The organism is Bacillus pumilus (assembly GCF_003431975.1).
Lineage (GTDB): Bacteria > Bacillota > Bacilli > Bacillales > Bacillaceae > Bacillus > Bacillus pumilus_N.
In genome coordinates this window covers 1,383,196-1,405,928 of sequence record NZ_CP027116.1, presented here as the reverse complement: position 1 = coordinate 1,405,928, position 22,733 = coordinate 1,383,196, and the positions used below count along the sequence as shown (strand labels likewise).

Genomic DNA, 22,733 nt, shown 5'->3' with positions numbered 1-22,733 from the left:
ATCAAGAACACCTCCTGTTCATAAGGTGTACAGGAGGCAGTTTGATTATTCATTCACCTGCTTGCTTTTTGAAATAAGCCGTCATGACATTTACAGCTGTTTCAATCGCTTTTTCATCAGGCATGAGTTTCGCGTGGTGCAGGCCATATTCCGAGTCGACCCCTAACCAAAACATGAATCCAGGGTATTTTTTCAGCATGTAGCCAAAATCTTCACCTGTCATGGCTTCTCTGCATTCAACCACATTCGCAAGCCCTTCTCCAGCAACATATGACATAAATTCCTCTGTCAAATCCTTTGAATTGTCCACCTCGTAATAAGATGAAGGGTAGCGCACGGTTGCCTTGCATTCGTAACCAATTTCAATCCCTTTTGCTAATGCTTCAATTCGCTTTCTCACCTTTTCCATAGACTCTGGTGAAAGTGTACGAATGGTTCCATCAAGTTTTGCATGCTGCGCAATGATATTTTGAGCCGTTCCACCAGTAATCGTACCAACTGTAATAACCGCACTATCAAGAGGATCGACATTACGCGAAATAACCGATTGCAGCTGACCTACAAGCGCACTTGCAGCTACAACCATATCATTCGCTAAATGAGGATAAGCAGCGTGCCCGCCTTTTCCTTCAAGATCAATTACAAGCTCACTCGTATTGGCAAATAACAGTCCTGGCTTTGTGGCTATCGTTCCGACAGGATATTCAGGTGCTATATGAAGCGCTGTAATAAAATCTGGTGTCCACTTTTTCAGCACATCACTTGTAAGCATCGGTTCAGCTCCGCCTGGACCTTCTTCTGCCGGCTGGAACATAAATAATAGATCTTCTTTGATTGGCTCATGAACGAAATGATCAATGACCCCAAGTGCGATGGTCATATGAAGGTCATGTCCACACGCATGCATCTTCCCTTCATGTACTGATTGAAATGGATACCCTGTGTCCTCAGGAATAGACAGGCCGTCCATATCTGCACGATACGCAAATACGCGCTCAGGATTTGTTCCCTTTACTTTGACAAAAAGTCCAGTTCGCCATGTTTCTATCTCAACTCGATCTTTTGAATAAGCACCAAGATGCTTGAGGAGGTATGCTTGTGTTTTGAATTCCTTAAAACCAAGCTCAGGGATTTGATGTAAATCTCTTCGAATGGATATCAATTGCTCACGATTTAACAAGTGAACTCGCTTCCTTTCCTCTATACGAATAAGACGTGGATATATCATCCACGTCTATGTCTTCAGCTGCGAATTATATAAATTAAAGCTGACGCAGTTCTTGTTTGATTTCCGTTTTACCTTTTGTTTTTTCATCAATGTCTTTGATTTTCTTTGCAGGTGTACCTGCAACAACTGTGTAAGGCTCCACATCGTTCACAACGATCGCACCAGCTGCTACGACTGCACCTTTACCAATTGTCACACCTTCTAGAACGACAGCGTTCGCACCGATGACAACATCATCTTCTACGACAACTGGTTGAGCAGACGGCGGCTCAATCACACCTGCAAGAACAGATCCAGCACCGATATGACAGTTCTTACCTACTGTCGCGCGGCCACCAAGCACCACGTTCATGTCAATCATCGTTCCTTCACCGATCACAGAACCGATATTAATAGAAGCTCCCATCATGATGACTGCATTATCACCGATTTCAACTTGATCACGGATGATCGCACCTGGCTCAATACGTGCTTTGATGTTCTTTAAATCTAACATCGGAATTGCAGAGTTGCGGCGGTCATTTTCCACAACAACATCTTCGATTTTGTCTTTGTTCGTTTCTAACACTTCTTGAATTTCGCTCCACTCACCAAACACAACACCAGTGTTTCCAGTGATGAATGTTTTTGCAGATTCACCAAACTCAATTCCTTCTAAATCACCTTTGATGTAGACTTTGACAGGTGTTGATTTTGTACTATTTTGAATAAATGAAATAATTTCATTAGCGTCCATTTGTTTCATGTATGTATGTCCTCCTCTTAATTTATACTTCATTACTGTACCAAAGGAGAGTTTTAATGACAAGTGAAAGAGTTGACTCTTCAATGGAAAATAAAACAAGCGAGACCGATTACCCCGCTTCCTGCTGGTGAAGATGAACAAATTGTTTGCCAAAAGAAATCAATTCCTCTTCTTCTTCTCCTTCTGGATTTAGCTCAATCTTGATTGATGGCAGGACAATGTCACCACCAAGCTCCTTCACTTTTTCTTCGATTAGGTCAACAGCTCCGCAAAAATGCTCATAAGATGTATCCCCGGAACCGAATACAGCAATTGCTTTTCCCGTTAAATCAAGCTCTTCCATTTCTTCATATAAATCAATAAAATCATCAGGAAGGTCTCCATCTCCCCATGTATAAGCACCTAACATAATGTGCGTGTAATCATTGAGTAGCTCGGCATCAATATCCATCGCTTCATGCCGGTCTACGCTAGCCCCTGCTTCTTTTAATCCCTTTTCAATTAAATCTGCCATCGCTTCTGTATTCCCAGACATTGTGGCATACACCAATAAAACTTTCTCTGTCACTTTTTATTCCTCCTTTTCAATGAATCAATACCGGCTCTTCATATGGCCTTACAAACTTGCTTTCATATAAGCCCGCACAGAAAAAGTTTTCATTCTGATTGGCTACACGAAAACCGTGTCCTTTGATCGTATCAAACCATTTGAGCTCTTTTTGCTTCATATCAAGCTGATACACTTTAGAAAACCCGTGTTCGTCCTGTGAGGTGGTAACATACACAATCCCATTATCCTCTGACACATCCAAAAATGATTCCTCTCTAGCAAAGGCTTGCGATTGAATATCATGCAGTATATTGGTATGTAAATCTAAAATTTGAACAGATCCTTTTTTGCCTTTTTTTGATCCTAATGCACAAACAAGAAGCTGTTCCTGACAGAGCAGCATAGAGGCTGTCATCCGGTGCGTCTCTCTGTTGAGAAGAAAAATCTGTTCAGTCTCCAAGTCATATACCCATATTCCTCCGTGAACCTCATGTATCTGTGTTCCAATATAAAGGCGATCACCTGCAGCACATAGGGAACGAATGACAGGCGGATGATCAACATGAGCAAACGGCTTCATAATTTCCCAGGAAATTCCGAAATCATTTGACACATAAATACTGTGTTTTCCATGTGCACACACAAACCCATCTTTGCGTCCTGTAATAGACCAAACAACTGCATTTGTTGGGAATGATGATAGCGCCCATGTATTGCCTTCATCTCCTGACCTCATCACTGTGCCATTTTCACCAACACCGAATAAATAAGGGCCAATATAGCTGATGGCATGGATTTTATGCTTAAGCTTAAACAGTTGCTGCCACCCGCTCTCCACACTATAGTGAAAAATACCTTCTCTTTTTACAGCGACAAAGTATCCACCGTTTTTAGATGCGGCAACGGCCGTTGCTCCTTTATGAAACATGGTTTTCAACTCGTTTCTCAGACAACGCCACCCACGTTAAAAAGCTCGTCGCAAACTCCTGACAGCACGCCACATCCTCATCGGTATCAGGCGCAAGCTCCATTTTCAATGTTTCAGGAAATACAGATGCCCCGGTTGATTTGAGCATGTCATGAAATGTGTGGACAGCCTCACAAAACTTCGGATAGCTGTAATCTCCAGATCCAAACACAGCCGCTTTGATGTCACTTAATTCAAGCGTAGAGACCTCTTCATAAAAATCCTCTGCTTCATAAGGTAAATCGCCATCACCCCATGTATAAGAACCGATGAACACATAATCGTAGGAAGAAAGATCCTCTGTGCTTATATCATCAAATTCCAACATCTCTGTATCAATCCCTTTTCCTTCAAGTGTTTGCTTTAAGATTGCAGCCATATCTTCTGTATTGCCAGACATACTCGCAAATGCAATTAATGCTTTCATCTATCGGTCACCTCATCTAAATGATAATCATTTTCAATTATTATATGTACACTTTAAATGATAATGATTTTCATTGTCAAATGATTTCATGAAAAGGCTTTGATCAAGATGACCAAAATCCAATGAAAAACCCGCTCATTCCAACTGGAAGGCGGGCTTTTCATATCAAAGAAATCATCGGTTCCTCTTTCGTTCTTTTCATCTATTTGAATAAAATATGGACCATAATCTGTTTCGTGCGTCATCACAAATGTCCATTTTTCATTCCAATCCATCACATACATATCGTTATAATTCATATTATCAGATTGATATGGTAAATCATTGATTGAAAGTGAGCTTGCATTTTCGACATAAAATCGAAGTCTCCTCTATGAATCGCTCCATCAATCTCTTGCTTATTCATGCAATAAGTAAATTTAAACAAAGATATCATTCACAAGAAAAAAAGCACCTTCCTTTCCCAAGAAGGTACTTACACCGCATCACTTTCAAGCATTTCTTTGACCACACCGACAAATGCTTGCACCTGTTTTAATTGAAAAGAAGCTTCATAGCCTAAAAGCCATGTGTCACGTCCGATTTGCTCTCCATTCACGTCAACAAGTGGCGTTTTATGAACACTTTTTTCGTGGTCATATAAGGTGACTGACGGCAAAATGGCGTAACCGATGCCGTGGTAAGCCATTTGTTTACAAGTCTCAATTTGGTCTACTAGAATCGTCTGCTTTGGAGACACTTTAAATTTTTGGTGCCACCAATGCTGAATTTCTTGATAATACGTGCTGTCACTTTTAAATTGGATAAACGGCCGTTCTGTCTCGATTAATTCATCCACGTCCTTGATGACAGAATCGACTAAATATAAATGATCTGTCATCAAGTATTCCTTTGTTCCCTTCCAATCAGGGTTTCCACGAATGATCCCAATGTGCACGTGGTCCTCGTATAAGCTTTTGAGCATTTCACTACTCCAGCCGGTCACAAGTGATACCTTCGCATTTGGATATTTTTCGACATACCGCTTTAACACCTTCGGCAGCCAGTGCTGTCCAATAATGGACGCAACCGCAAGCTTGAGTGTACCGTGAATGTCCCCTTCAAGTTCATCAATTCGTTCTCTTACCCGGTCCTGCTCAACCGTCACCTCTTTTGCAAATTGAATGATCTGTTCACCTGCAGAAGTCACAGTAAGCCCTTTCTGAGAACGAAAAAAGATTTTGGTTCCCCACTCCTTTTCGATCGTCTGCAATCTTTGTGATAAAGCAGGCTGAGAGACAAAGAGCCGCTCCGAAGCCTTTCTCATATTCAATTCTTCACTTAACACAACAAGCATATGTAACTCCTGAAGCTGCATGGGCGTCCCCTTTCTCTCTATAAGTTTTTCTTATTCCATATGGTCATTATATAAATTTTAGCTTATGAAGGCAAAAAAAATAAGCTGGGCTGCAGCTCATTTTTTTGCGGAATGAATGACTTCATTTAAGCGCTTTAATACAACACGTCGTGTAAAAATGCCTTCAAAGACTTGCTCCTCATTTTCTACACAAACAAATCCATTATTTGTTACAGCGTGAACGCCTTTTAGGACAGGGTCCGTCGTTTTAAGTCTTGGGATATCGGTTCGCATAACCTCTTCTACCTTGAGTTGGTCCAGCTTTTCGAATTCAATTCGTTCTAACCCAAAAATCTTATCCATGATCATATTCGTTCCAATTAACCCGTGTAGATGATAAGAAGCATCTAATACTGGGATGGCTGTATATCCTGTTTTTGTTAGGACCAATAGGGCATGCTCAAGATTATTTCCAATTTGAACATGTGCCACTTTATCTGCATCAATCATATGCTCGGCTACTGTTGACTCAAGCAATTGAGTTGGTTCTATCTCTATCATGTTTCTTCGACCCCTTTTCTCTCGATCATCAATCATACATTCCCCTTTACTATTAAGCATAAACTAAAACGAAATTTGTCGAAAGATTTTTTCTGCATAAAAAAGATACTCAGCTTCCGAGTATCTAATAGAATGTTAAATCAATATTAATTCTCAAACCTTACTCTGTCATACAATGTAATCAATTGCTTATACGTATTGTCGTCGACATTTTTTGTTCCACATTCTATATCATTGATCTCACTGCTTAGTAATTCGACAGCATATTCCTGATTCAGCAATACGTTTAATAATAGCTTTTTCTCTTCTTCATTAAAACGATTTTCGATGACGCTCATCCAACATCAGGCCCCCTGTTTCATATATGCTTTTATATTGATTAGCAGGCTTTTGAATGTCTGCTTCCTCTCTATACAGCTAGAATAAGGAACTAGAATCGAATCGTCAACCGCACGTTTCGACAAGGTTTGGAGAAAAATGACGGAATTTATTTTGTGTATCGATTGGCGTAGCAAAATGCTGCATATGAGTCGGGTTTGATTTTTGCTTCAATTCCCATAGCTGTGATCATTCCGGTCATTTCCTGGATCAGCTCTTTCGTACTTCCTTTTTTGCCAATATCTAGATGGGCTTCAAAACGAAGGTCTGCCCCTTCCTCAGCAAACGGAAGAAGCAAATCCATCAGTTCTGTTAAAGGCCCCTCAAGGATGTCTGCACATACCTTTTGGCTAAACGCTGTCTCTAATGAAATTTTTTCTCTAAGACTTTGCACAGGCCTCTCAATCACTTGTCGTGTGAGACAGCCCCAAGCCCCTTTGCCAGTCCGGTGGAGATGAATTGCAGTCATAAATTTCGTGACATTTTGATTGACCTGAGAGTCCGTACCAATTGATAGCACGTAAGCGGATCTAGGGTCTTTTCGAATAAAATCTTTCATTCTCATGACGACATCAGAAAACGCTAAATGATCTTCAGAAAGATTGTAGAAAAAAGAATCACTCACAGAAAGGAACTCCTTTTTAATGATCTCTTATCCGAAATATGCGCTTGATTGATCATCTTCCATTACAGTGCCAAAAATGACACATGTATACTACCGCAAATAAACGAAGGATTCCTTAGAAAAAACATTTCATACGATTCAGCTTAGGATTGTAGAAGCTCAAAAATCTCAATCGAAATCATATCAATGTTGTCAAATGGGAAAGTGTTTGGCTTATCCCCTTGTTGAAAAACAGTCAATTCAAACGTTTGATTCTTTTCGAAATACTTAACACTACAGATTTTTTCACCGTTCACTTCGAAATAACGCTGTGCCGGTTCGTTTGCAGCTTCTGCTGTCTCTTGAAGACTTTGCAGCCTTGTAATGATACCCATTAATTGTGACATTCTAAAAAAAGACTCCTTTCAAAAAAACAACTCAAGATGAACCCGTATTGATTATACACAAGTCCTACAAAGCATCATACCATAAAGTGTTCTCAGATGATATTTTTCCTCTTGAATTCAAAAAAAGAAAAAGAATCTGTTTTTTTAGTTTGAGTCTTTTTTCTGATCTCATGCACCATGTTTTTTATAAGCCAGCAGATCTCATCAGCCGTTTGGCAATTTCGTCAAAATCCTCTTTGGAAATGCCTGGGGCAAACTCTTCCGGTAATTCTCTATAATCTGGCACAGGTGCACCTTGAGGCGTACCCTCAATGACTGTCAGCGGTTTTCCATCAATCGGATGACTGCCTTTCCAAATCATGTTAATGTCCTTGTAATCCGTATCACTAAATGTATACAGCTTTGTATGAACATTTTGATCTTCAAATTTTCTCGCTGAATCAAAGTATTTGTTGTCAAGGTTTGGGATCGGCAGCATCTTTCCTACATCTACTCCTGTGGCGATCTCAAGTGCCTTTGCATATGCCACAACATGCACTCCGCCTCTGACGAGTAAATAACCGATCATCTCTCTTGCTGTAGGATGATCTGTCATTTCATATACGCGCATTTTGTGCGTACGAGCTCCGCATTCAAGGAAGAAATTATGAAGAAGATCAAGAATCAGGTTCCCACTTGAGAACACATTTTCTCCAGTCCAAGGTTTTGCCATGGAATCAAACGGATAGCCTGTTTGAGCTGTTTGAATAAAATGCTGTGTATTTCGTTTATCGACAGCCGCTTTCATCGGCGTCGTATCTGGATCTCCGCCATGGGTGGTTCCTGTAATCATGAGATTTACAGCTGTTGTCACTAGTTCTACATGACCGAATTCTTCAGCCGTAATACTCGAAACGAGGTCATAAAACGGTTTTAGTTTTCGTTTTCCTCTAAAGTTAAAGGATTGAAACATGTAGTTATTTAATGTGGACATTTCACCGAATTTTCCGCCGAGTAATTCCTGCACAGCAGCGGCGCCATTTGCATCCGGGTGATCTGGTCTTGGCAAATCAATCAGCAGCCGTTTGTCACGTTTGATCATGACGTTTCCCTCCTACCGTCTAACTATCATCCTTTAAGATGTATGGAGGATTCGGGATGTCCTATGCATAAGGAGAAGTCGAAAAGCACAAAAAAAACTTGGCGGGGTAGCGCCAAGTTTTTTGGATCTTGATCTGATAGAGGGGTTGGGGAACAGAGAGTAGCTTCTCTCTATAACTAAATGATAATGATTATCAGTTTCAATGTCAACCGTTTTTTTATCTTTTTTTTAATAAAAAAACAGCCTTGACGGCTGCTTTTAGATTAATCCATCTTGCTCATATAAATAAGCATACGGAAGATCTATAAACAAATACATGTCTCCCTCTAACGGATAAGAAAACGTACGTATCCGCTCACCGGTTTCTAAATCACTGTAAATATCACTGAAAAATCCTTTGCCGCTAATTCTCATTTGGAGAATATTCGCTAGGAAATAAGGGCGCCAGCTCCAGTTTTTCTCGATATATTCGGGCTGAAACAGCCATTCTTTTTCTTTTTTAAACACATTTCCAGTGATTTGAAAGCCTTCTTCATTACACATATAAATCCGAAAGCTACAATCGGTTAGTTCAAGTGCCAGTTTTTGTATCAATTCATCATTGGTGCTGCATGATTTTTTTAAATTCGTCACAGCTTGGTGAATTCGTTTATAAAATGTTTCAGAATGTTCGTAGACAGCTTGAAGTTTCTTTTTCTCATGGGCAATAAATTGCTGAAACTCTACTCTAAGCTGATCTTTTCGTTTATTTCGGTCAATTAATTCTGCAGCAGGCTCATGAAGATAGAACCCTTGAAAATATCTGCCGCCATTTCTCCATGCATACTGCAGCTGGAAATTTGCTTCAATGTCCTCATAAATTAGGGCCGCTCCTATTTTTCTCGCAAGCAATGAAATGCTGTACAAGACATATTCATAGGAAGGAGATGGAGCGGATGCCCTTAATGCATGTAAATCTATTTTTAATAGATCAGGTGAAAGCAAGGCAATCCGGTCAAGATTACTGCTTTCCTTTCCTATATTCGATACGGCGATTTTAATACCATATGTACGATAATACGTTAACGTATGGTAAAGCTGTTCTATGTCGCCGCTAAACGTATGCTCTGTAAATTCGATAACAAACCGGTTAAGCTGAATGCCCTTTGCTTCATATTCCTTTAGAAGTTCTAAAAAGCTTTCACCATGATCAAGCATCAGGATATTAGCATCAAGGTTAATAAAAATGAGCAAATCATCATCGGCTGTTGTGAAAAGATCAAGTGCTTGCGTCAGTACTTTGTGATCTACTTCCAGTTTATATTCGTCAGGAATAGATGAATCCGTAAAGAAGGAGCCTAGGCTAACCGTTTCAGACTCAAGCTTCATTCTTCCTAGAATCTCATAGCCTATCACTTTTTGCTCTTCCGCACTGAATATGGCTTGATAGTGCGGGAAAACATCTTCAATATTCGTTAAAATATCCAATGGATCGACCAATTTCATCACCTGCTTCTCTCTTTGTGTGATTATACCACATCAAAAGCAGGTCTTAAATCGCGATTCAAAATGGTGATTGGTTGAGCCATTGACCTCCATCCATCGTAATACAATCCCCATTTATATAAGACGCTTGCTCAGATAATAAAAAGCTCGCAAGCTCTGCAATTTCCTCCGGTGTGCCTAGTCTGCCAAGCGGGACACTATCTAATGTTCTTTGCGCCGCCTCTTCCGATTCCCATAGTTTGTCGGCACCGCCTGTTCTCTCGATGGGTCCTGGCGCGATGGCATTGACGCGAATGCGATATTGCCTTCCCCATTCGACTGCAAGCGTTCGAGTCAAGGACAATACGCCCGCCTTTGCTGCCGCAGAATGAGCCACCCCTACACCGGCACCCCATGCATAGGTCGCCACCATATTGATCATACTTCCCCTTTTCTTTTGACGAATCCAGTAATTGCCTACCGCATGACTGCAAAAAAATGTCCCATTTAACACAATATCAATGACAGCCTTCCAGCCATTTGGAGACAGTTTTTCTGCTTGAACCAAAAAATTCCCTGCAGCATTGTTAATAAGAGCGTCGACATCTCCAAATGTATCTACCGCAAATTTGACCATTTGATCGGCGTCCTCCGGGTTTCGCACATCCATTTGAAAATAAGCAGCTGAGCCGCCCTTCTGCTTTATTTCATTTGCCGTCTTTTCTAACGTTTCTTCCGTTCTTCCAGTTATTACGACATTCCAGCCTCCAAGTGCCAAATGGGTAGCCATCTCCTTTCCCATTCCGCTTGATCCCCCTGTGACAATCACTGTTTGTTTCGTCATTTGTTCTCCCCCTTTGTGGTTTTGAATGACTATTCATTCATTATTTTTCTATCATATCATGATTGACCCCCGGCGCACCATATGGGAGATTCATGAAATATGATGCTATAATTAATTTTATTTATAAAGGAGCCTTTATATGAAGCAACTTTCACGCAGACAATTTTTAAAAGGTGCGGCTGGCGTGAGTATTCTCGGCTTTTTAGCTACAACCTGTGGATACGGATATGCCAGATACATCGAACCTCGTATGATTGATACTGTGTCAATGACCATTGAAGATGCTCAGCTTCCAGCTTCATTTGACCAGTTTAAAATCGCTCAATTTAGTGATGTTCATTTAAGTGATACATTTCCTGCGAAGGATCTAGAAGCTGTCGTTCAAAAAATAAACGCAGAATCTCCAGACCTCATTGTTTTCACAGGTGATCTCGTTGATTTTCAAGCATCAATCGAAGAGCATGAAAAGGCCAAAACATTTTTGAATAAGCTTCATGCACCGTTTGGTAAGCTCGCAATATACGGAAATCATGACTACGGACCATTCGGGGTTGAGAGGTACGAGAAAACAATGAACGCTTGTGGCTTTACATTATGTAAAAATGATGTGTTTCAATTAGAAAAAGAAGGCGCTCATATTCAGATTGCTACATTGGATGACCTGATGATGAGTTTGCCCGATTATGACCTCATCAAGCGAGAGGTATCCTCTGATTTATTTACGTTACTGCTCGTACATGAACCTGATGCTGCACTGGAGCTGAAAACAACTCCTATTAACTTGCAGCTTTCCGGACACACCCATGGCGGGCAGGTACAGCTTCCATTCTATGGACCCATTCTCACAGCACCTTACGGCCATACATATGTAGAAGGTTTATACGGGAGTGATCAGCATCGAATCTATGTGAACCGCGGGCTGGGGACAACAAGACTGCCGCTTCGGTTTTTAGCAAAACCTGAAATCACCTTTTTCACCTTCACCTCTCACATATAGATAGAAGCCAAACCGCTCTCTTTTGCATATGTATAATCATCGGTCTTTCTCTTGACAAATGTTAGGAGAAACCTTCCTTAGCCTGGTTCCGTCCAAATAGTATATCTCGTGACGGCATCAAGGCTCTTTTATTTGAACAAAAGGAGTGTCCTTTGGTGCTACGATATACGGTGAAAAGTGGAGAAACTCTTGCTTCTATAGCGCTTGATTTCCGAACAACAACAGATGCCTTAAAGGCTGCAAATCCGTCACTTCAAGGTCAAGAGCCGGTACAAAATGAAGTCATTATCATTCCTGGTCTGCCCGATCCTCATACGATCCCTTACCGCATCTCTGTTTCAATTTCAAGCAAACGTCTCGTTTTGTTTTCTGGATCACAGCTTATTCGATCGTATCCGATTGCGACAGGAAAAATTTTAAATATGACACCAACAGGTTCTTATTATATTGTCAACAGGCAGCCTAACCCAGGAGGTCCCTTTGGTGCCTATTGGCTCAGCCTCTCAAAAATTCATTACGGCATCCACGGTACGAATAACCCGTCTTCAATTGGTAAAGCTGTTTCTAGAGGATGCATTCGTATGTATAATCAGGATGTCATCGAACTTGCTTCCCTCGTTCCAAACGGAACACCTGTGACCATTAGCCAGTAGGAGAAATCAATTGTATGAATGGTTAAAATTTTATATGATATAAAGTGGGATCTTCAGGTTAAGGAGCGTATTTATGGATATTTTTAAAAACAGAAATTTTGTTCGTCTCTTTTTTGCAGCACTTGCCTCGCAAATGGGGACAACAGTAGGCAATATGGCGTTTGCCTTTTATCTGCTCGACCATTTTAGTCATCAGCCCGCCTACGCCACATTGGCAGAGCTCATGTATTCACTTCCAACGATCTTTGTCTTTTTTATGGTCGGTGTAGTAGCAGACCGTTTTGATCGTAAAAAAGTCGCAGAGAATTGCGATTGGATACGAGCTGGGCTGACGATTGTTTTATTCATTGTTATTTATTTTAATTCACTTCCACTGATTTTCTTGATCTTGTTTATACGAAGTGCCATTACGAAGTTCTTCTATCCAGCTGAAGCATCGCTCGTTCAGGCGATTTTAAATAAAGATCAATATGCAAAAGCGGCTGGCTTAAACCAAATGCTATTTAGTTTATTTATGGTGTTTGGTGTTGGAATTGGTGCGATCATGTATAAAACGATTGGACTTCACGGTGCCATTACCATTGATTTGGTTAGTTTTATTGTTTCCGGCATCCTGATTCGTTCATGTAACATTCCAATTGAAGCACGTCAGCCAAATGGACAAGCAGGTTGGAAAGGTATGACCGTTAAAACGTCTCTGAAAGATTTTAAGGAAGGTATTCTTTACATTTTAAAAAATAAATTATTGGCTTCTTTAATTTTCGGGTTCTTTGTTTTTGGTCTAGTCAATGGCGCATTTGCCGTACTTCCGATGTTTACAATGAAATATGGGCTTTCACCAGACCATTTTGAACTGCATACATCCTTTTTTACGATCGCGATTGGTGCAGGGCTTCTTGTTGGAAGCTTAATGGGTTCTGTTCTCGCTAAAAAAGTAAAAATGCAATATCTCATGTCGATTCCAATTTTAGTTGCAGGCATTCTTATTTTTGTCCTTGGGTCTACCCATACACTATGGTTATTTTATGTCACATCTTTTGTCATTGGTACATGTATTGGCCCAGTCAACATTGTCATTGGCGGCTGGCTGCCAAGAATCGTCCATCCTCGTCTGATGGGACGTGTGTCAGGATGGGTTGATCCGCTCACCATGTTTGCCCAATCCATGACATTAGGTTTGATTGCAGTGCTATTTCCAAAACTCATTACAAATGTTTCTTATATTTATTATGGAATGGGCATTATTATTTTACTCGTCTTCCTTTTTTACTTCATTACACTGCCAAAGTTCAGCAGAGAGGCTGCCGACTTAGACGTGCAGCGTGAACTAAAAGGCCAGGGAGCTCAATAATTGAACAGAAAAAGGACTTTCTTTCAAAGAAGGTCCTTTTTTTTAAAACAGAACTATGCATAAATTTGCAACAATTTTTATAAAATTTCTTTACACCTTTGGAAGTTTTATAGTAGGATAGTCAGGTTGGAGGTGAGGGATATGCTAAAAAGTTATTATTTTATTCATTCAAAAGATGAAAAAGGACAGTATGTTGTACATACAGAAGATTGTGCATTTTTAGGTGATGCTGCAAGCCGTACTTTGATTGGTCTGCATATGACTGGCGAGAGTGCCATTACTGAAGCCAAACAAATGACGAATGAAACTGACTTTAATGGTTGTTTTTATTGCGCTTATTCTAGTTATAAGAAATAGACCATGACGTTAAGCCATATGTTCGACCATGTTGTCTAGCATATGGTAAGATTTCAGTCGCAAAATGAATACACATTGAGAAGCTACCCTTTTATTTAAATAGGTAGTTATCAAGAACTATTAATTCACTTAGTATATATTTCATCTAGTCAATTCTTCTACCCCTCCTGCAATAAACGTCTTCCTATTTTCACGCTCCTCCTTTTCATTTTTTCGGCTATCATCATGCCAAGAATCCCATGTATAAAATGCAAGCTTGTCCATTGGATAAGAGCAAGTGATATAAAATACGACACCTTTAGCATATAGAAAATGAAAAACGCCGTATTCTTTCCAACTGAAACAAATAGATGAAAAATGATGATGGATACATACTGGTGCCTTTGCTCACTATTCTGCCATTTTTATATACAATCACGTTTTAAAACCATTATGAATGGCTATTGTAAATAAGAACAATAGAAATCCTATTGCTTTTTACAATAAGTCTATTTGCAATTTACCGATAAAAACGTATAATTTATACTAAGCACAGGAAGACGAAAGACAAAGGAGAGAAAAAATGGACGATTATGCTCATACTAAAGACATAGAACCTACAGCAGAAAACATCGCAAAAGCCATTTATACTGTTAACCGCCATGCTAAAACCGCACCAAATCCCAAGTTTCTTTATCTTTTGAAAAAACGTGCGCTGCAAAAACTATTGCAAGAAGGTAAAGGAAGAAAAGTGGGCCTACATTTCTCTAACAATCCTAAATATAGTCAACAACAGTCCGACGTGCTGATTGAAATTGGAGATTATTATTTTCACCTGCCACCAACCAAAGAAGACTTCGAATTTTTGCCACACTTAGGAAATTTAAATCAATCATATCGCAATCCGAAAGCGAATATGTCATTAAACCGAGCAAAGCAAATACTTCAAATGTATGTCGGTTTAAAAGAAAAACCTGCCGCCACAAAACAAAAATCACATTACACAAAACCCGTCTTCAAACGACTCGGGGAAAGTTATTTTTAAAACAAAAAACCACTCATGCCGAGTGGTTTTTTGTTTAGATAATAAAGTGATCGACTTTTTCAATTAGTTGATGAATTTCTGGTTTACTAATTTGATCATCTGCACCGATGGTTTCCCCTTTATGCCGCAAATCTTCAGTGATTAGCGAAGAGAAAATGAGAATTGGAATGGAACTTGTTAAAGGATTGTCCTTCAGCAGTTTTGTTAATCTGTGACCATCCATTTTTGGCATTTCAATATCCGTGATAATCATGTCAATTTCTTCTGTCACAGTGATCCCTTTGCTGACAAGATCCATGACGTGGTCATATGCCTGTTTCCCGTCTTCAAAGGTCACAATGTTTTTATAGCCTGCTTCGGTTAATTCATTTGTTAGTAAACGCATGAGAAGCGGAGAATCTTCAACGACATACAGCTTCTTCCCTGTTCTTCTCTCGTCTTTTTCCCCGTCAAACATGTGATACGTATCTACTCCAGAAGCGGATTCAATATCATAAATGATTTTCTCGTAATCTGGAAGGAAAATCATTTTCTCATCAAGCTTAATGATCCCTGTTAAATGACGATCCATTCCTTGATTGAGTGCGGTTGGCTTTTCAATCTCTTCCCAACTGACGCGGTGAATTTGTGATACCGTTCCTGTATGGAACACAAATTTCCGTTGGTTGAATTCCGTCACAATATATTTCTCTTGTTCTGACTGATCTGACTCGACATTAAAAAAGGAAAATAGATTGATGACTGGTAAAATCTCGCCTCGTAAGCTAATCATCCCTTCTACATCTTGGTGAGAGTGCGGTACAACCGTCAGCTCAACCGGCTGAATGATTTCTCTTACTTTCATGACATTAATGCCAAATTGATTTGAACCAATTTCAAACTTCACAATTTCCAATTCGTTGGTACCAGAGTCAAGTAAAATGTCTTGTTTGTTTAAAGCCACGGAGATCCCTCTATTCTTCAATATAAGATTGTACTTTTTATATCGGCAGTATGGGTAAAAAGTTGACGTTTCTTTACGCTTTCTCTCGTACGAATTGATGAATCACAAGTCCTACCGCTGCAAGGGCGAGTAAAGACCCTAGTGCAAGGCGGCTTGCGAGATTTCCATGCTCTGCAAACAGCAGTGTGACTGAGCCATAAATGATGGGGCCAATAATGGAAGACACCTTTCCTGAGAATGCAAACAGACCAAAAAATTGTCCTCGTTTTTCCTTAGGCGTCAGCTCAATAATGAGTATTCGTGATGATCCCCAGCTTGCACCGAGTGAAATGCCGAATAAACTGCCGGCCACCCAGAAGACCCATTCCGTTGTGGCTGTCACAGCGAGAATAAGAGCAACAATTAAAATCACATACACGACCGTAATCGAACGCTTTGCCCCAATCGCCTTTGTGATATATCCAAATAGAAAAGAACCGATAATACTTGAAATGGTCGACACAAGATAGAGCAAAATAAATTGCCCAGCGGTAAAACCAACGATGATTTTCGCATAAACAGCCATCATCGCAATCGCTGTCTGTAAAGCATCATTCATAAAAAAGAAAGCAATCATAAAGATAAAAGCTGGCTTGTATTGCTTCATCTCTTTAAACGTGCGAATAATTTCTTTATACCCGCTGAAAAATGACACCTTTCTCTCTTGCTGCGGGAGCGGATGAGTATCTTTTACAAAAAAGAGAAAGGGAAGGAAAAAGAGAAAGAATAAAAGTGCTGTCGGAATAAATGCTTCATGAAATTGGTCATTGCCAACTAGTAAATAAACAGAGAGACCAACAAGTGTCCCTAAATATCCAACGGCAATGCCAAAGCCAGAAATCAGTGGCATTTCATCCTTTGTCCCAAGATCAGGCAAAATGGTGTCATAAAACACCAAACTCGAGTGATAGAAAAATTTTGCTATGACAAACAAGGAGACTACGACTAATAAAGAGACAGGCAGCCCAAACCATTCGCTCGAGAAATCAATGCCAGCAAAAATTCCCATCAAAAACGTACAGGCTATACAAATTAGCGTAAATATTGTGATGTAGCGCTTTTTTCTTCCTGTACGATCAATTAGCACTCCGTATAATGGTGTAAAAATCACAAGAAAAAAGCTGGCAAGTGCGTTTGCATAAGAAATAAAGGTACTGGCGATCTGATCCATTCTCGCACTATCTCCGATCGTTTCCTGCAAGTAAAACGGAAAGAAAATGGTGATCATATTAGATGAAAATATCGTATTTGCAAAATCATACAATGCCCAAGCCAAAACGGGCGCTGTCAAAAACAGTCCGAAGCCTGCCCTTTTTTTCTGCATGGTCTTTTTTCCTGTTCTCAATCGTTTGTCTCCCTTCCCTGTCTGAATTTTCACTATCTTTCTATTTTATGTCATGCTTCCCTCTTCCATACAAGCAATCTATGAAAAAAGCACCCCTTACTATTAAGCAGAGGTGCTTTTTTCGTTATTTCTTCACAACAATGGTACTTGCAATTAAATCGTGAAGTGCTTGTTTTTTTTCTGTGAAAAAGGCAATGATGTAACCAATATACAAGATCGGAGACAAAAAGCCTTTAGCAAAAAAGCGGCCAGTTGCACGGCCGAACGTGACTTTTTCGCCCGATACTTTTGTTACTTTAATCCCAAGAGCCATCTTGCCAAGTGTTCCTTGCAGCTTAGATGATTCCATAATGGCGTAATAAAGCCATGTCACCACGATACCGATCAAGATCGCTCCTATATAGAAGAAAATAAGTCCCATAATAACTGCCCATTCTTCATCTGTCATAACGGTTGTGGAATAGTAATAGCTGTCTTCATCCATCATCCATGCTGCCTCTGGACTTGAGACAAAAAAGACTGTTGCCAAAATAAACATAATAAAAGAATATGGTACACCGATGATGATACCGTCCAAAAGATGTGCAAGAAAACGATAGCCTACGCCTGCTATCTCAGGATGCTTCTTTTCTTGAATGTGTGGTTCTGTTATGTTTGTTTCCATCCTATTTCTCCTTTATTATGTATGTTTTCTATAAATTTCTTATAATCATTCGTTATTATATCTTATGAATATCGCAAGATCAATGGAGCTTTACACTTTTACATATATTTTAGATCAGTTTGTCCTCAATGATTTATGTGAATAAATACTGAAAATTTGTGAAAATCATGGCACTTCTAGTCCTTTTACCTTCTGATTTTTTAACATTTTGTGATATTTTCGTCTTGTTTCCATTCTGCTGTTGACAACCGCTCTTCACATGGTACAATAGTCAAGGATTTTTTAAAGAAAGGTGTTCATGATGGGAACTGTCGTACTATTAAAGAACAACGAAATGACTGTAATTGAAGATATTTGCGAAGCTGATTTTTTAGACATGAAGCATGGTTTGTCAGATAATGACGAAGCGTATATGTCTTGGTATGAAGATTACGATACTGCTTATGGATATTGATTTCATTTCATAGATGAAGCGTAAAAAAAGGCGATACACCCTAATGGGTTGATCGCCTTTTTTACGTTTGCGTGCTTCTTTCACTTTCAGGTTCTACATGAATAAAGATTTGTCCATGAGGAAATTCTTGCTGGATCTTTTCTTCAATTCGATCACATAATTGATGAACATCTTCAATCGTTGTTTTTCCATCTACAATCAAATGGAAATCAATATATTCCTCTGCACCAGATCGCCTTGTTCGAAAATCATGATATTCGATGAACTCTTGGCTGAATCCTTGAATGATCGCTTCTATCGATTGTTCTTCGCTAGGTGTGAGCCGGGCATCTACAAGCGGCGGAAAGGCTTCTTTCATGAGTTTAAATGCTTCACGCATAATAAAAAGAGCAAGTATCATTCCAATGATCGGATCTAGGAAATACCAGTCAGTTAATGCGACAAGCAATAAACTGACTGCCACCCCTAATGACGTATACACATCTGTTAACAGGTGCAGCGCATTCGATTTCATGGCGACAGAATGGACCCTTTCCGCCTCTTTGTTCACAGCCCTCGACACGACAAAATTGATGAGCGCGCCTATCAGCATCACCACAATACCAAGTACAGGTAGCTTGACTGGCTCTGGATGCATTAATTTGTGAACGCATTCGTATATGATCCAAATGCCAGCAACAAAAATCAACAGCGTCTCAATCGTTCCAGAAATATTCTCGACTTTTCCATGCCCATAAGGATGCTTAGAATCTGCTGGCTTTCTTGAAATACGAACAGAGATAAATGCAATAAAAGATGCCATTAAATCGAGAAAGGAATGAATGGCTTCTGATAACACCGCAACAGATCCAGTTAACAGCCCCACAATGATTTTTAAAATGACAACAAATGTGTTGCTCATGACGGATAGAAATGCTATTTTCGATGTCTTTGCTGATTGTTCCATCTATCGTCCTCCTATAGGAGATCGTATGTCTATGAAAGCAATTCCCATACCTAATTCTCACGTTCTTTCAGTTTACGCAGTTTTGACGTTTTCTAATCATGTTCAACGCAGCCTGTATTTTCTCGTAAGGTTACGCTATAATAAATGTTGCTCTTTCTTCAATATATCACTCATGCTGTGATGAATAGGAGAATAGACTACATATAATGATATCCAATGCCTTTCGCAGGTGACATTTATGCAGTGAATGGTAAAATAGGATAAAAACATAAATTTTTAAGGTGATGAGAAATGGAGCATTTGCTGAATCCAAGAGTAAAGGATATTGAAATTTCAGGCATTCGAACATTTTCAAATCTCGTATCGTCATATGAGGATGTCGTTTCATTGACGATAGGCCAGCCCGATTTTTATACGCCGCATCATGTCAAAACAGCCGCCAAAGCAGCCATTGACGAGAATTTCACTTCGTACACTCATAATGCTGGTTTCCTAGAGCTAAGACAAGCAATAAAGCAATACATCAAGAAGAAAGTCAATCTTGATTATGATGCAGAGTCAGAAATCATCGTCACGACAGGAGCAAGTCAGGCGATTGATGCTGCGTTTCGAACCATTTTGACTGAAGGTGACGAGGTCATTTTACCTGGACCTGTATACCCCGGCTATGAACCGATCATTCGAATGTGCGGCGGGACTCCCGTTCATATTGATACAACGAATGCTGGCTTTAAATTAAATGCCAAGCTGATTGAGGATGCATTAACGGAAAAGACAAAGTGTGTGGTGCTTCCTTATCCTTCGAATCCAACTGGTGTCACACTTTCAGAGGAAGAATTGAAAGAGATTGCTCAGCTTCTTGAAGGAAAAGACATCTTTATTTTATCTGACGAAATTTACAGCGAGCTGACATTTGATCGGCCGCATCATTCCATTGCTTCTTTCTTAAAAGAACAGACCATTGTGATCAACGGACTGTCTAAATCTCATAGCATGACCGGTTGGAGAATTGGCTTTTTATTTGCTTCAGCTCCAATTGCTAAACATGTATTAAAAGTACATCAATATAACGTGTCTTGTGCCTCGGCTGTGTCACAAAAGGCGGCACTTGAAGCTGTGACAAATGGTGTGGATGATGCACTGATTATGAGAGAGCAATATAAGAAGAGACTCGATTATGTATATGATCGGCTCATTTCTATGGGGCTTCCGGTCATTAAACCTTCTGGCGCTTTTTATATTTTCCCTTCCATTGAATCGTTCGGGATGAGTTCCTTTGATTTTTGCATGGAGCTGTTAGAACGTACAAGACTTGCTGTCGTTCCGGGTTCTGCTTTCTCTCCACTTGGCGAGGGGTATGTGCGTCTGTCCTATGCTTATTCACTCGAAACACTAAAAGAAGGACTTGACCGCCTAGAACAATTTGTCATTGAAAAACGTACAATACATTTAACTGACTGAAACAACGGCTCTCTTGCCGTTGTTTTTATTTTGCAGGAAACATGATGTGAAATACGGTACCCTTTTCAGGATGACTATCCACACGGATTGTCCCATTATGATTTTCTAAAATATTAAATGTCACCATGAGACCAAGGCCGGTGCCTTTTTCCTTTGTGGTTAAAAAGGGCTCTCCTATTCGCTTCATGACCGATTCAGGAATGCCGATCCCTTCATCACGAATGGTGACAAGAATCCCATCTCGTTCTGCTTTGGCCGTAATGTCGACCTTACCTCCATCCGGCATGGATTCTACAGCATTTTTAATTAAATTGATAAACACCTGCTTGAGCTGATTTTGATCCCCATTCATAAGGAGACCGTCTTCTATCTCAGTTGTGTTCATTAAAATGCCATTTAAGTTTGCTTGTGTTTCTAATAAAGCCGTGACTTCACTGATGATTTTTTTCAAATCAAGTGTCTGCATCGATGCCGTTTGCTGCGGCTTTGCCAGCATAAGCAGCTCACTTAAAATAATCTCTATCCGGCTCAGCTCAGAGAAAACAATGTCGAAATATTGATCGCGATCTTTTGTTTTCGGTTTAATGAGCTGCAAAAAACCTTTGATGGCGGTCAATGGGTTCCTGATCTCATGTGCAATGCCAGCCGCCAATTGTCCTGCGATCGATAATTTTTCAGAGCGAAGCATGAGCTCTTCTGTTTGCTTACGTTCGGATATATCTCTTAAAATAATTTGAACGGCTGTTTCTCCAAAAAATGTAGTTGGGATACACACCATTTCTGTATAAATCAGCTTGTGTTTAAACGTATGACAGCTCATTGTAACAATCTCAGAATCTGATACTCTTTCAATAATACGTGATATGCTCTTTTTCACTTTTGGCTGGTCACAGGAATGGATTTGATGGAAAATATCTTTTCCTATTAATTTATCGTAATGCTCGGCTTCAAATAGTTTGATGCCTGATTCATTCATAAACACCCATTTGTGATCGTGAATGACCGCAATCGTATCAATGGAGTTTTGGATGAGCAGCTGATACCGTTCTCGGCTTTTTTGCAGAACGGTTTGGAATTTCTTACGGGATGAGATATCTACTAACAGCAAAAGCTCTGCACGCTGATTTTGATAAATTGTAGGTGATGACTTCACTTCGATATGAATACTGCTCCCATCTTTCCGCTTCCATATCTGTTCAATCATCCCGACTGGGAGACCTTCTTGCAGCCTCGTAATTCGGCTTCTCACAATGTCATGGTACTCCTCTGCGATAAAGTCAAATGCAGATTTGCCGATCATGTCATCTCTTGTACATACCCCCATTAATTGCAGCATCGCATCATTCGCATACACAATTTCCCCTAAAATCGTAATACATAACGGATTTGGCAGCATGGCAATCAATTTTTCAGCTTCACTGACATGTTGGAAAACCGGCAGACTGCCTAACGACTGTTCTGACACTTCTGCTGTTGTTTGAAATGCTGCTTTTTGCGGTTCAGCATCCAGCACCCTCATTTTTAGGATCATTTCTCTACTTAAATCACTGTCTAACTCATCACAAGCGATAAAATCAATACTAGCTTCAATCCATACAGCTGTCAGATCACTTCTAATCAGTCTAAAGTGGCAAATCTCCAGCATGTGCTGATTGTAGAAATAACTTTCGACGAGAAATTGATCTTCGGTATGAACAAAGTCTTTCAAAAAACACCCTAGTAAATCCTTTTGTTCATAGAGCAAAAGCTGCTTACAGTTAGAAGAAATGTAGAGAAAGCGGCCATTAGAAGAAAGAACGGCATGTAAATCGATATTCGAATAAAGCTGATTCGAATCTTTCATTTTTTGTTCCATCGTCGTCCGACCCTCCTTTTCATTTTTTAGGGTTGTCCTTAGATTGATGTAT

Annotated in this window: 25 protein-coding genes and 1 pseudogene; 7 read left to right on the top strand and 19 right to left on the bottom strand. The window is 39.9% G+C overall.

The features are described 5' to 3' along the window. Nucleotides 1-49 precede the first annotated feature (49 nt). From C5695_RS07135 to fadH, 14 genes and pseudogenes are all read right to left on the bottom strand, one after another. Nucleotides 50-1,228 (bottom strand): N-acetyldiaminopimelate deacetylase, encoded by a 1,179-nt coding sequence (locus C5695_RS07135; RefSeq protein WP_117730132.1) that lies wholly within the window; start codon nucleotides 1,226-1,228, stop codon nucleotides 50-52. A 34-nt stretch (nucleotides 1,229-1,262) separates the two neighbouring features. Continuing rightward, nucleotides 1,263-1,973: a 2,3,4,5-tetrahydropyridine-2,6-dicarboxylate N-acetyltransferase gene (gene dapD / locus C5695_RS07130; RefSeq protein WP_117730131.1), complete on the bottom strand. Its 711-nt coding sequence runs from the start codon at nucleotides 1,971-1,973 to the stop codon at nucleotides 1,263-1,265. 109 nt (nucleotides 1,974-2,082) lie between these two features. Beyond that, nucleotides 2,083-2,508, bottom strand: coding sequence for a flavodoxin (locus C5695_RS07125; RefSeq protein ID WP_233230839.1), 426 nt, complete (start codon nucleotides 2,506-2,508; stop codon nucleotides 2,083-2,085). Nucleotides 2,509-2,557: 49 nt separating this feature from the next. Beyond that, a complete protein-coding gene (locus C5695_RS07120; protein ID WP_117730129.1) occupies nucleotides 2,558-3,451 on the bottom strand; it encodes a WD40/YVTN/BNR-like repeat-containing protein in 894 nt (297 codons plus the stop codon). After that, a complete protein-coding gene (locus C5695_RS07115; RefSeq protein WP_117730128.1) occupies nucleotides 3,441-3,917 on the bottom strand; it encodes a flavodoxin in 477 nt (158 codons plus the stop codon). The genes C5695_RS07120 and C5695_RS07115 overlap by 11 nt, the downstream gene beginning before the upstream one ends. Nucleotides 3,918-4,105: 188 nt before the next feature. Beyond that, nucleotides 4,106-4,276 (bottom strand): annotated as a pseudogene (locus C5695_RS20455) (DUF4275 family protein); the annotation flags it as partial. 116 nt (nucleotides 4,277-4,392) lie between these two features. Further along, the gene (locus C5695_RS07105) at nucleotides 4,393-5,274 is read right to left on the bottom strand and encodes a transcriptional regulator CcpC (protein WP_117730127.1); all 882 of its coding nucleotides are present in this window, start codon (nucleotides 5,272-5,274) and stop codon (nucleotides 4,393-4,395) included. A gap of 96 nt (nucleotides 5,275-5,370) precedes the next feature. Then, complete coding sequence (gene cbpB / locus C5695_RS07100; RefSeq protein ID WP_117733039.1) at nucleotides 5,371-5,814, bottom strand: cyclic-di-AMP-binding protein CbpB; 444 nt, start codon at nucleotides 5,812-5,814, stop codon at nucleotides 5,371-5,373. Nucleotides 5,815-5,960: 146 nt separating this feature from the next. Next, nucleotides 5,961-6,152: an antirepressor AbbA gene (abbA, locus tag C5695_RS07095; RefSeq protein ID WP_003210802.1), complete on the bottom strand. Its 192-nt coding sequence runs from the start codon at nucleotides 6,150-6,152 to the stop codon at nucleotides 5,961-5,963. A 149-nt stretch (nucleotides 6,153-6,301) separates the two neighbouring features. Continuing rightward, on the bottom strand, nucleotides 6,302-6,817 hold the full coding sequence (locus tag C5695_RS07090; protein WP_117730126.1) for a ribonuclease H-like YkuK family protein: 516 nt from the start codon (nucleotides 6,815-6,817) through the stop codon (nucleotides 6,302-6,304). A gap of 143 nt (nucleotides 6,818-6,960) precedes the next feature. Further along, nucleotides 6,961-7,203: a YkuJ family protein gene (locus C5695_RS07085; RefSeq protein WP_003212254.1), complete on the bottom strand. Its 243-nt coding sequence runs from the start codon at nucleotides 7,201-7,203 to the stop codon at nucleotides 6,961-6,963. Between the two features lie 184 nt (nucleotides 7,204-7,387). After that, entirely contained in the window at nucleotides 7,388-8,284 is an 897-nt protein-coding gene (locus tag C5695_RS07080; protein ID WP_117730125.1) for a manganese catalase family protein, read from the bottom strand. A gap of 258 nt (nucleotides 8,285-8,542) precedes the next feature. Next, the gene (locus tag C5695_RS07075) at nucleotides 8,543-9,763 is read right to left on the bottom strand and encodes an EAL domain-containing protein (protein ID WP_117733037.1); all 1,221 of its coding nucleotides are present in this window, start codon (nucleotides 9,761-9,763) and stop codon (nucleotides 8,543-8,545) included. Between the two features lie 64 nt (nucleotides 9,764-9,827). Continuing rightward, on the bottom strand, nucleotides 9,828-10,592 hold the full coding sequence (gene fadH / locus C5695_RS07070) for a 2,4-dienoyl-CoA reductase (RefSeq protein WP_117730124.1): 765 nt from the start codon (nucleotides 10,590-10,592) through the stop codon (nucleotides 9,828-9,830). 139 nt (nucleotides 10,593-10,731) lie between these two features. Here fadH and C5695_RS07065 point away from each other — a divergent pair, with 139 nt between their 5' ends. The 5 genes from C5695_RS07065 to C5695_RS07045 all read left to right on the top strand — a co-directional run bounded on the left by C5695_RS07065 (nucleotide 10,732) and on the right by C5695_RS07045 (nucleotide 14,974). Beyond that, a complete protein-coding gene (locus tag C5695_RS07065) occupies nucleotides 10,732-11,589 on the top strand; it encodes a metallophosphoesterase (RefSeq protein WP_117730123.1) in 858 nt (285 codons plus the stop codon). A gap of 155 nt (nucleotides 11,590-11,744) precedes the next feature. Continuing rightward, nucleotides 11,745-12,242, top strand: coding sequence for a L,D-transpeptidase family protein (locus C5695_RS07060; protein WP_117730122.1), 498 nt, complete (start codon nucleotides 11,745-11,747; stop codon nucleotides 12,240-12,242). A gap of 73 nt (nucleotides 12,243-12,315) precedes the next feature. Continuing rightward, nucleotides 12,316-13,593: an MFS transporter gene (locus C5695_RS07055; RefSeq protein WP_117730121.1), complete on the top strand. Its 1,278-nt coding sequence runs from the start codon at nucleotides 12,316-12,318 to the stop codon at nucleotides 13,591-13,593. A gap of 141 nt (nucleotides 13,594-13,734) precedes the next feature. After that, a complete protein-coding gene (locus C5695_RS07050; RefSeq protein ID WP_117730120.1) occupies nucleotides 13,735-13,950 on the top strand; it encodes a hypothetical protein in 216 nt (71 codons plus the stop codon). Nucleotides 13,951-14,512: 562 nt separating this feature from the next. Beyond that, entirely contained in the window at nucleotides 14,513-14,974 is a 462-nt protein-coding gene (locus C5695_RS07045) for a YkyB family protein (protein ID WP_117730119.1), read from the top strand. Nucleotides 14,975-15,008: 34 nt separating this feature from the next. Here the strand turns inward: C5695_RS07045 and C5695_RS07040 are convergent, their stop codons facing one another. The 3 genes from C5695_RS07040 to C5695_RS07030 form a co-directional block, all read right to left on the bottom strand. After that, entirely contained in the window at nucleotides 15,009-15,917 is a 909-nt protein-coding gene (locus C5695_RS07040; RefSeq protein WP_117730118.1) for a chemotaxis protein, read from the bottom strand. 73 nt (nucleotides 15,918-15,990) lie between these two features. After that, nucleotides 15,991-17,301: an MFS transporter gene (locus C5695_RS07035; protein WP_117730117.1), complete on the bottom strand. Its 1,311-nt coding sequence runs from the start codon at nucleotides 17,299-17,301 to the stop codon at nucleotides 15,991-15,993. A 124-nt stretch (nucleotides 17,302-17,425) separates the two neighbouring features. Beyond that, nucleotides 17,426-17,965, bottom strand: coding sequence for an RDD family protein (locus C5695_RS07030; RefSeq protein ID WP_117730116.1), 540 nt, complete (start codon nucleotides 17,963-17,965; stop codon nucleotides 17,426-17,428). A 301-nt stretch (nucleotides 17,966-18,266) separates the two neighbouring features. Here C5695_RS07030 and C5695_RS20450 point away from each other — a divergent pair, with 301 nt between their 5' ends. Next, nucleotides 18,267-18,419, top strand: a complete 153-nt coding sequence (locus tag C5695_RS20450) for a hypothetical protein (RefSeq protein ID WP_187441791.1) — start codon at nucleotides 18,267-18,269, stop codon at nucleotides 18,417-18,419. Between the two features lie 61 nt (nucleotides 18,420-18,480). Here the strand turns inward: C5695_RS20450 and C5695_RS07025 are convergent, their stop codons facing one another. Next, nucleotides 18,481-19,365: a cation diffusion facilitator family transporter gene (locus C5695_RS07025; protein WP_117730115.1), complete on the bottom strand. Its 885-nt coding sequence runs from the start codon at nucleotides 19,363-19,365 to the stop codon at nucleotides 18,481-18,483. 291 nt (nucleotides 19,366-19,656) lie between these two features. Here C5695_RS07025 and C5695_RS07020 point away from each other — a divergent pair, with 291 nt between their 5' ends. Then, on the top strand, nucleotides 19,657-20,826 hold the full coding sequence (locus tag C5695_RS07020) for an aminotransferase A (RefSeq protein ID WP_117730114.1): 1,170 nt from the start codon (nucleotides 19,657-19,659) through the stop codon (nucleotides 20,824-20,826). A 25-nt stretch (nucleotides 20,827-20,851) separates the two neighbouring features. Here C5695_RS07020 and C5695_RS07015 read toward each other — a convergent pair whose 3' ends face one another. After that, nucleotides 20,852-22,681 (bottom strand): PAS domain-containing sensor histidine kinase, encoded by a 1,830-nt coding sequence (locus tag C5695_RS07015; protein WP_117730113.1) that lies wholly within the window; start codon nucleotides 22,679-22,681, stop codon nucleotides 20,852-20,854. Nucleotides 22,682-22,733: the final 52 nt, after the last annotated feature.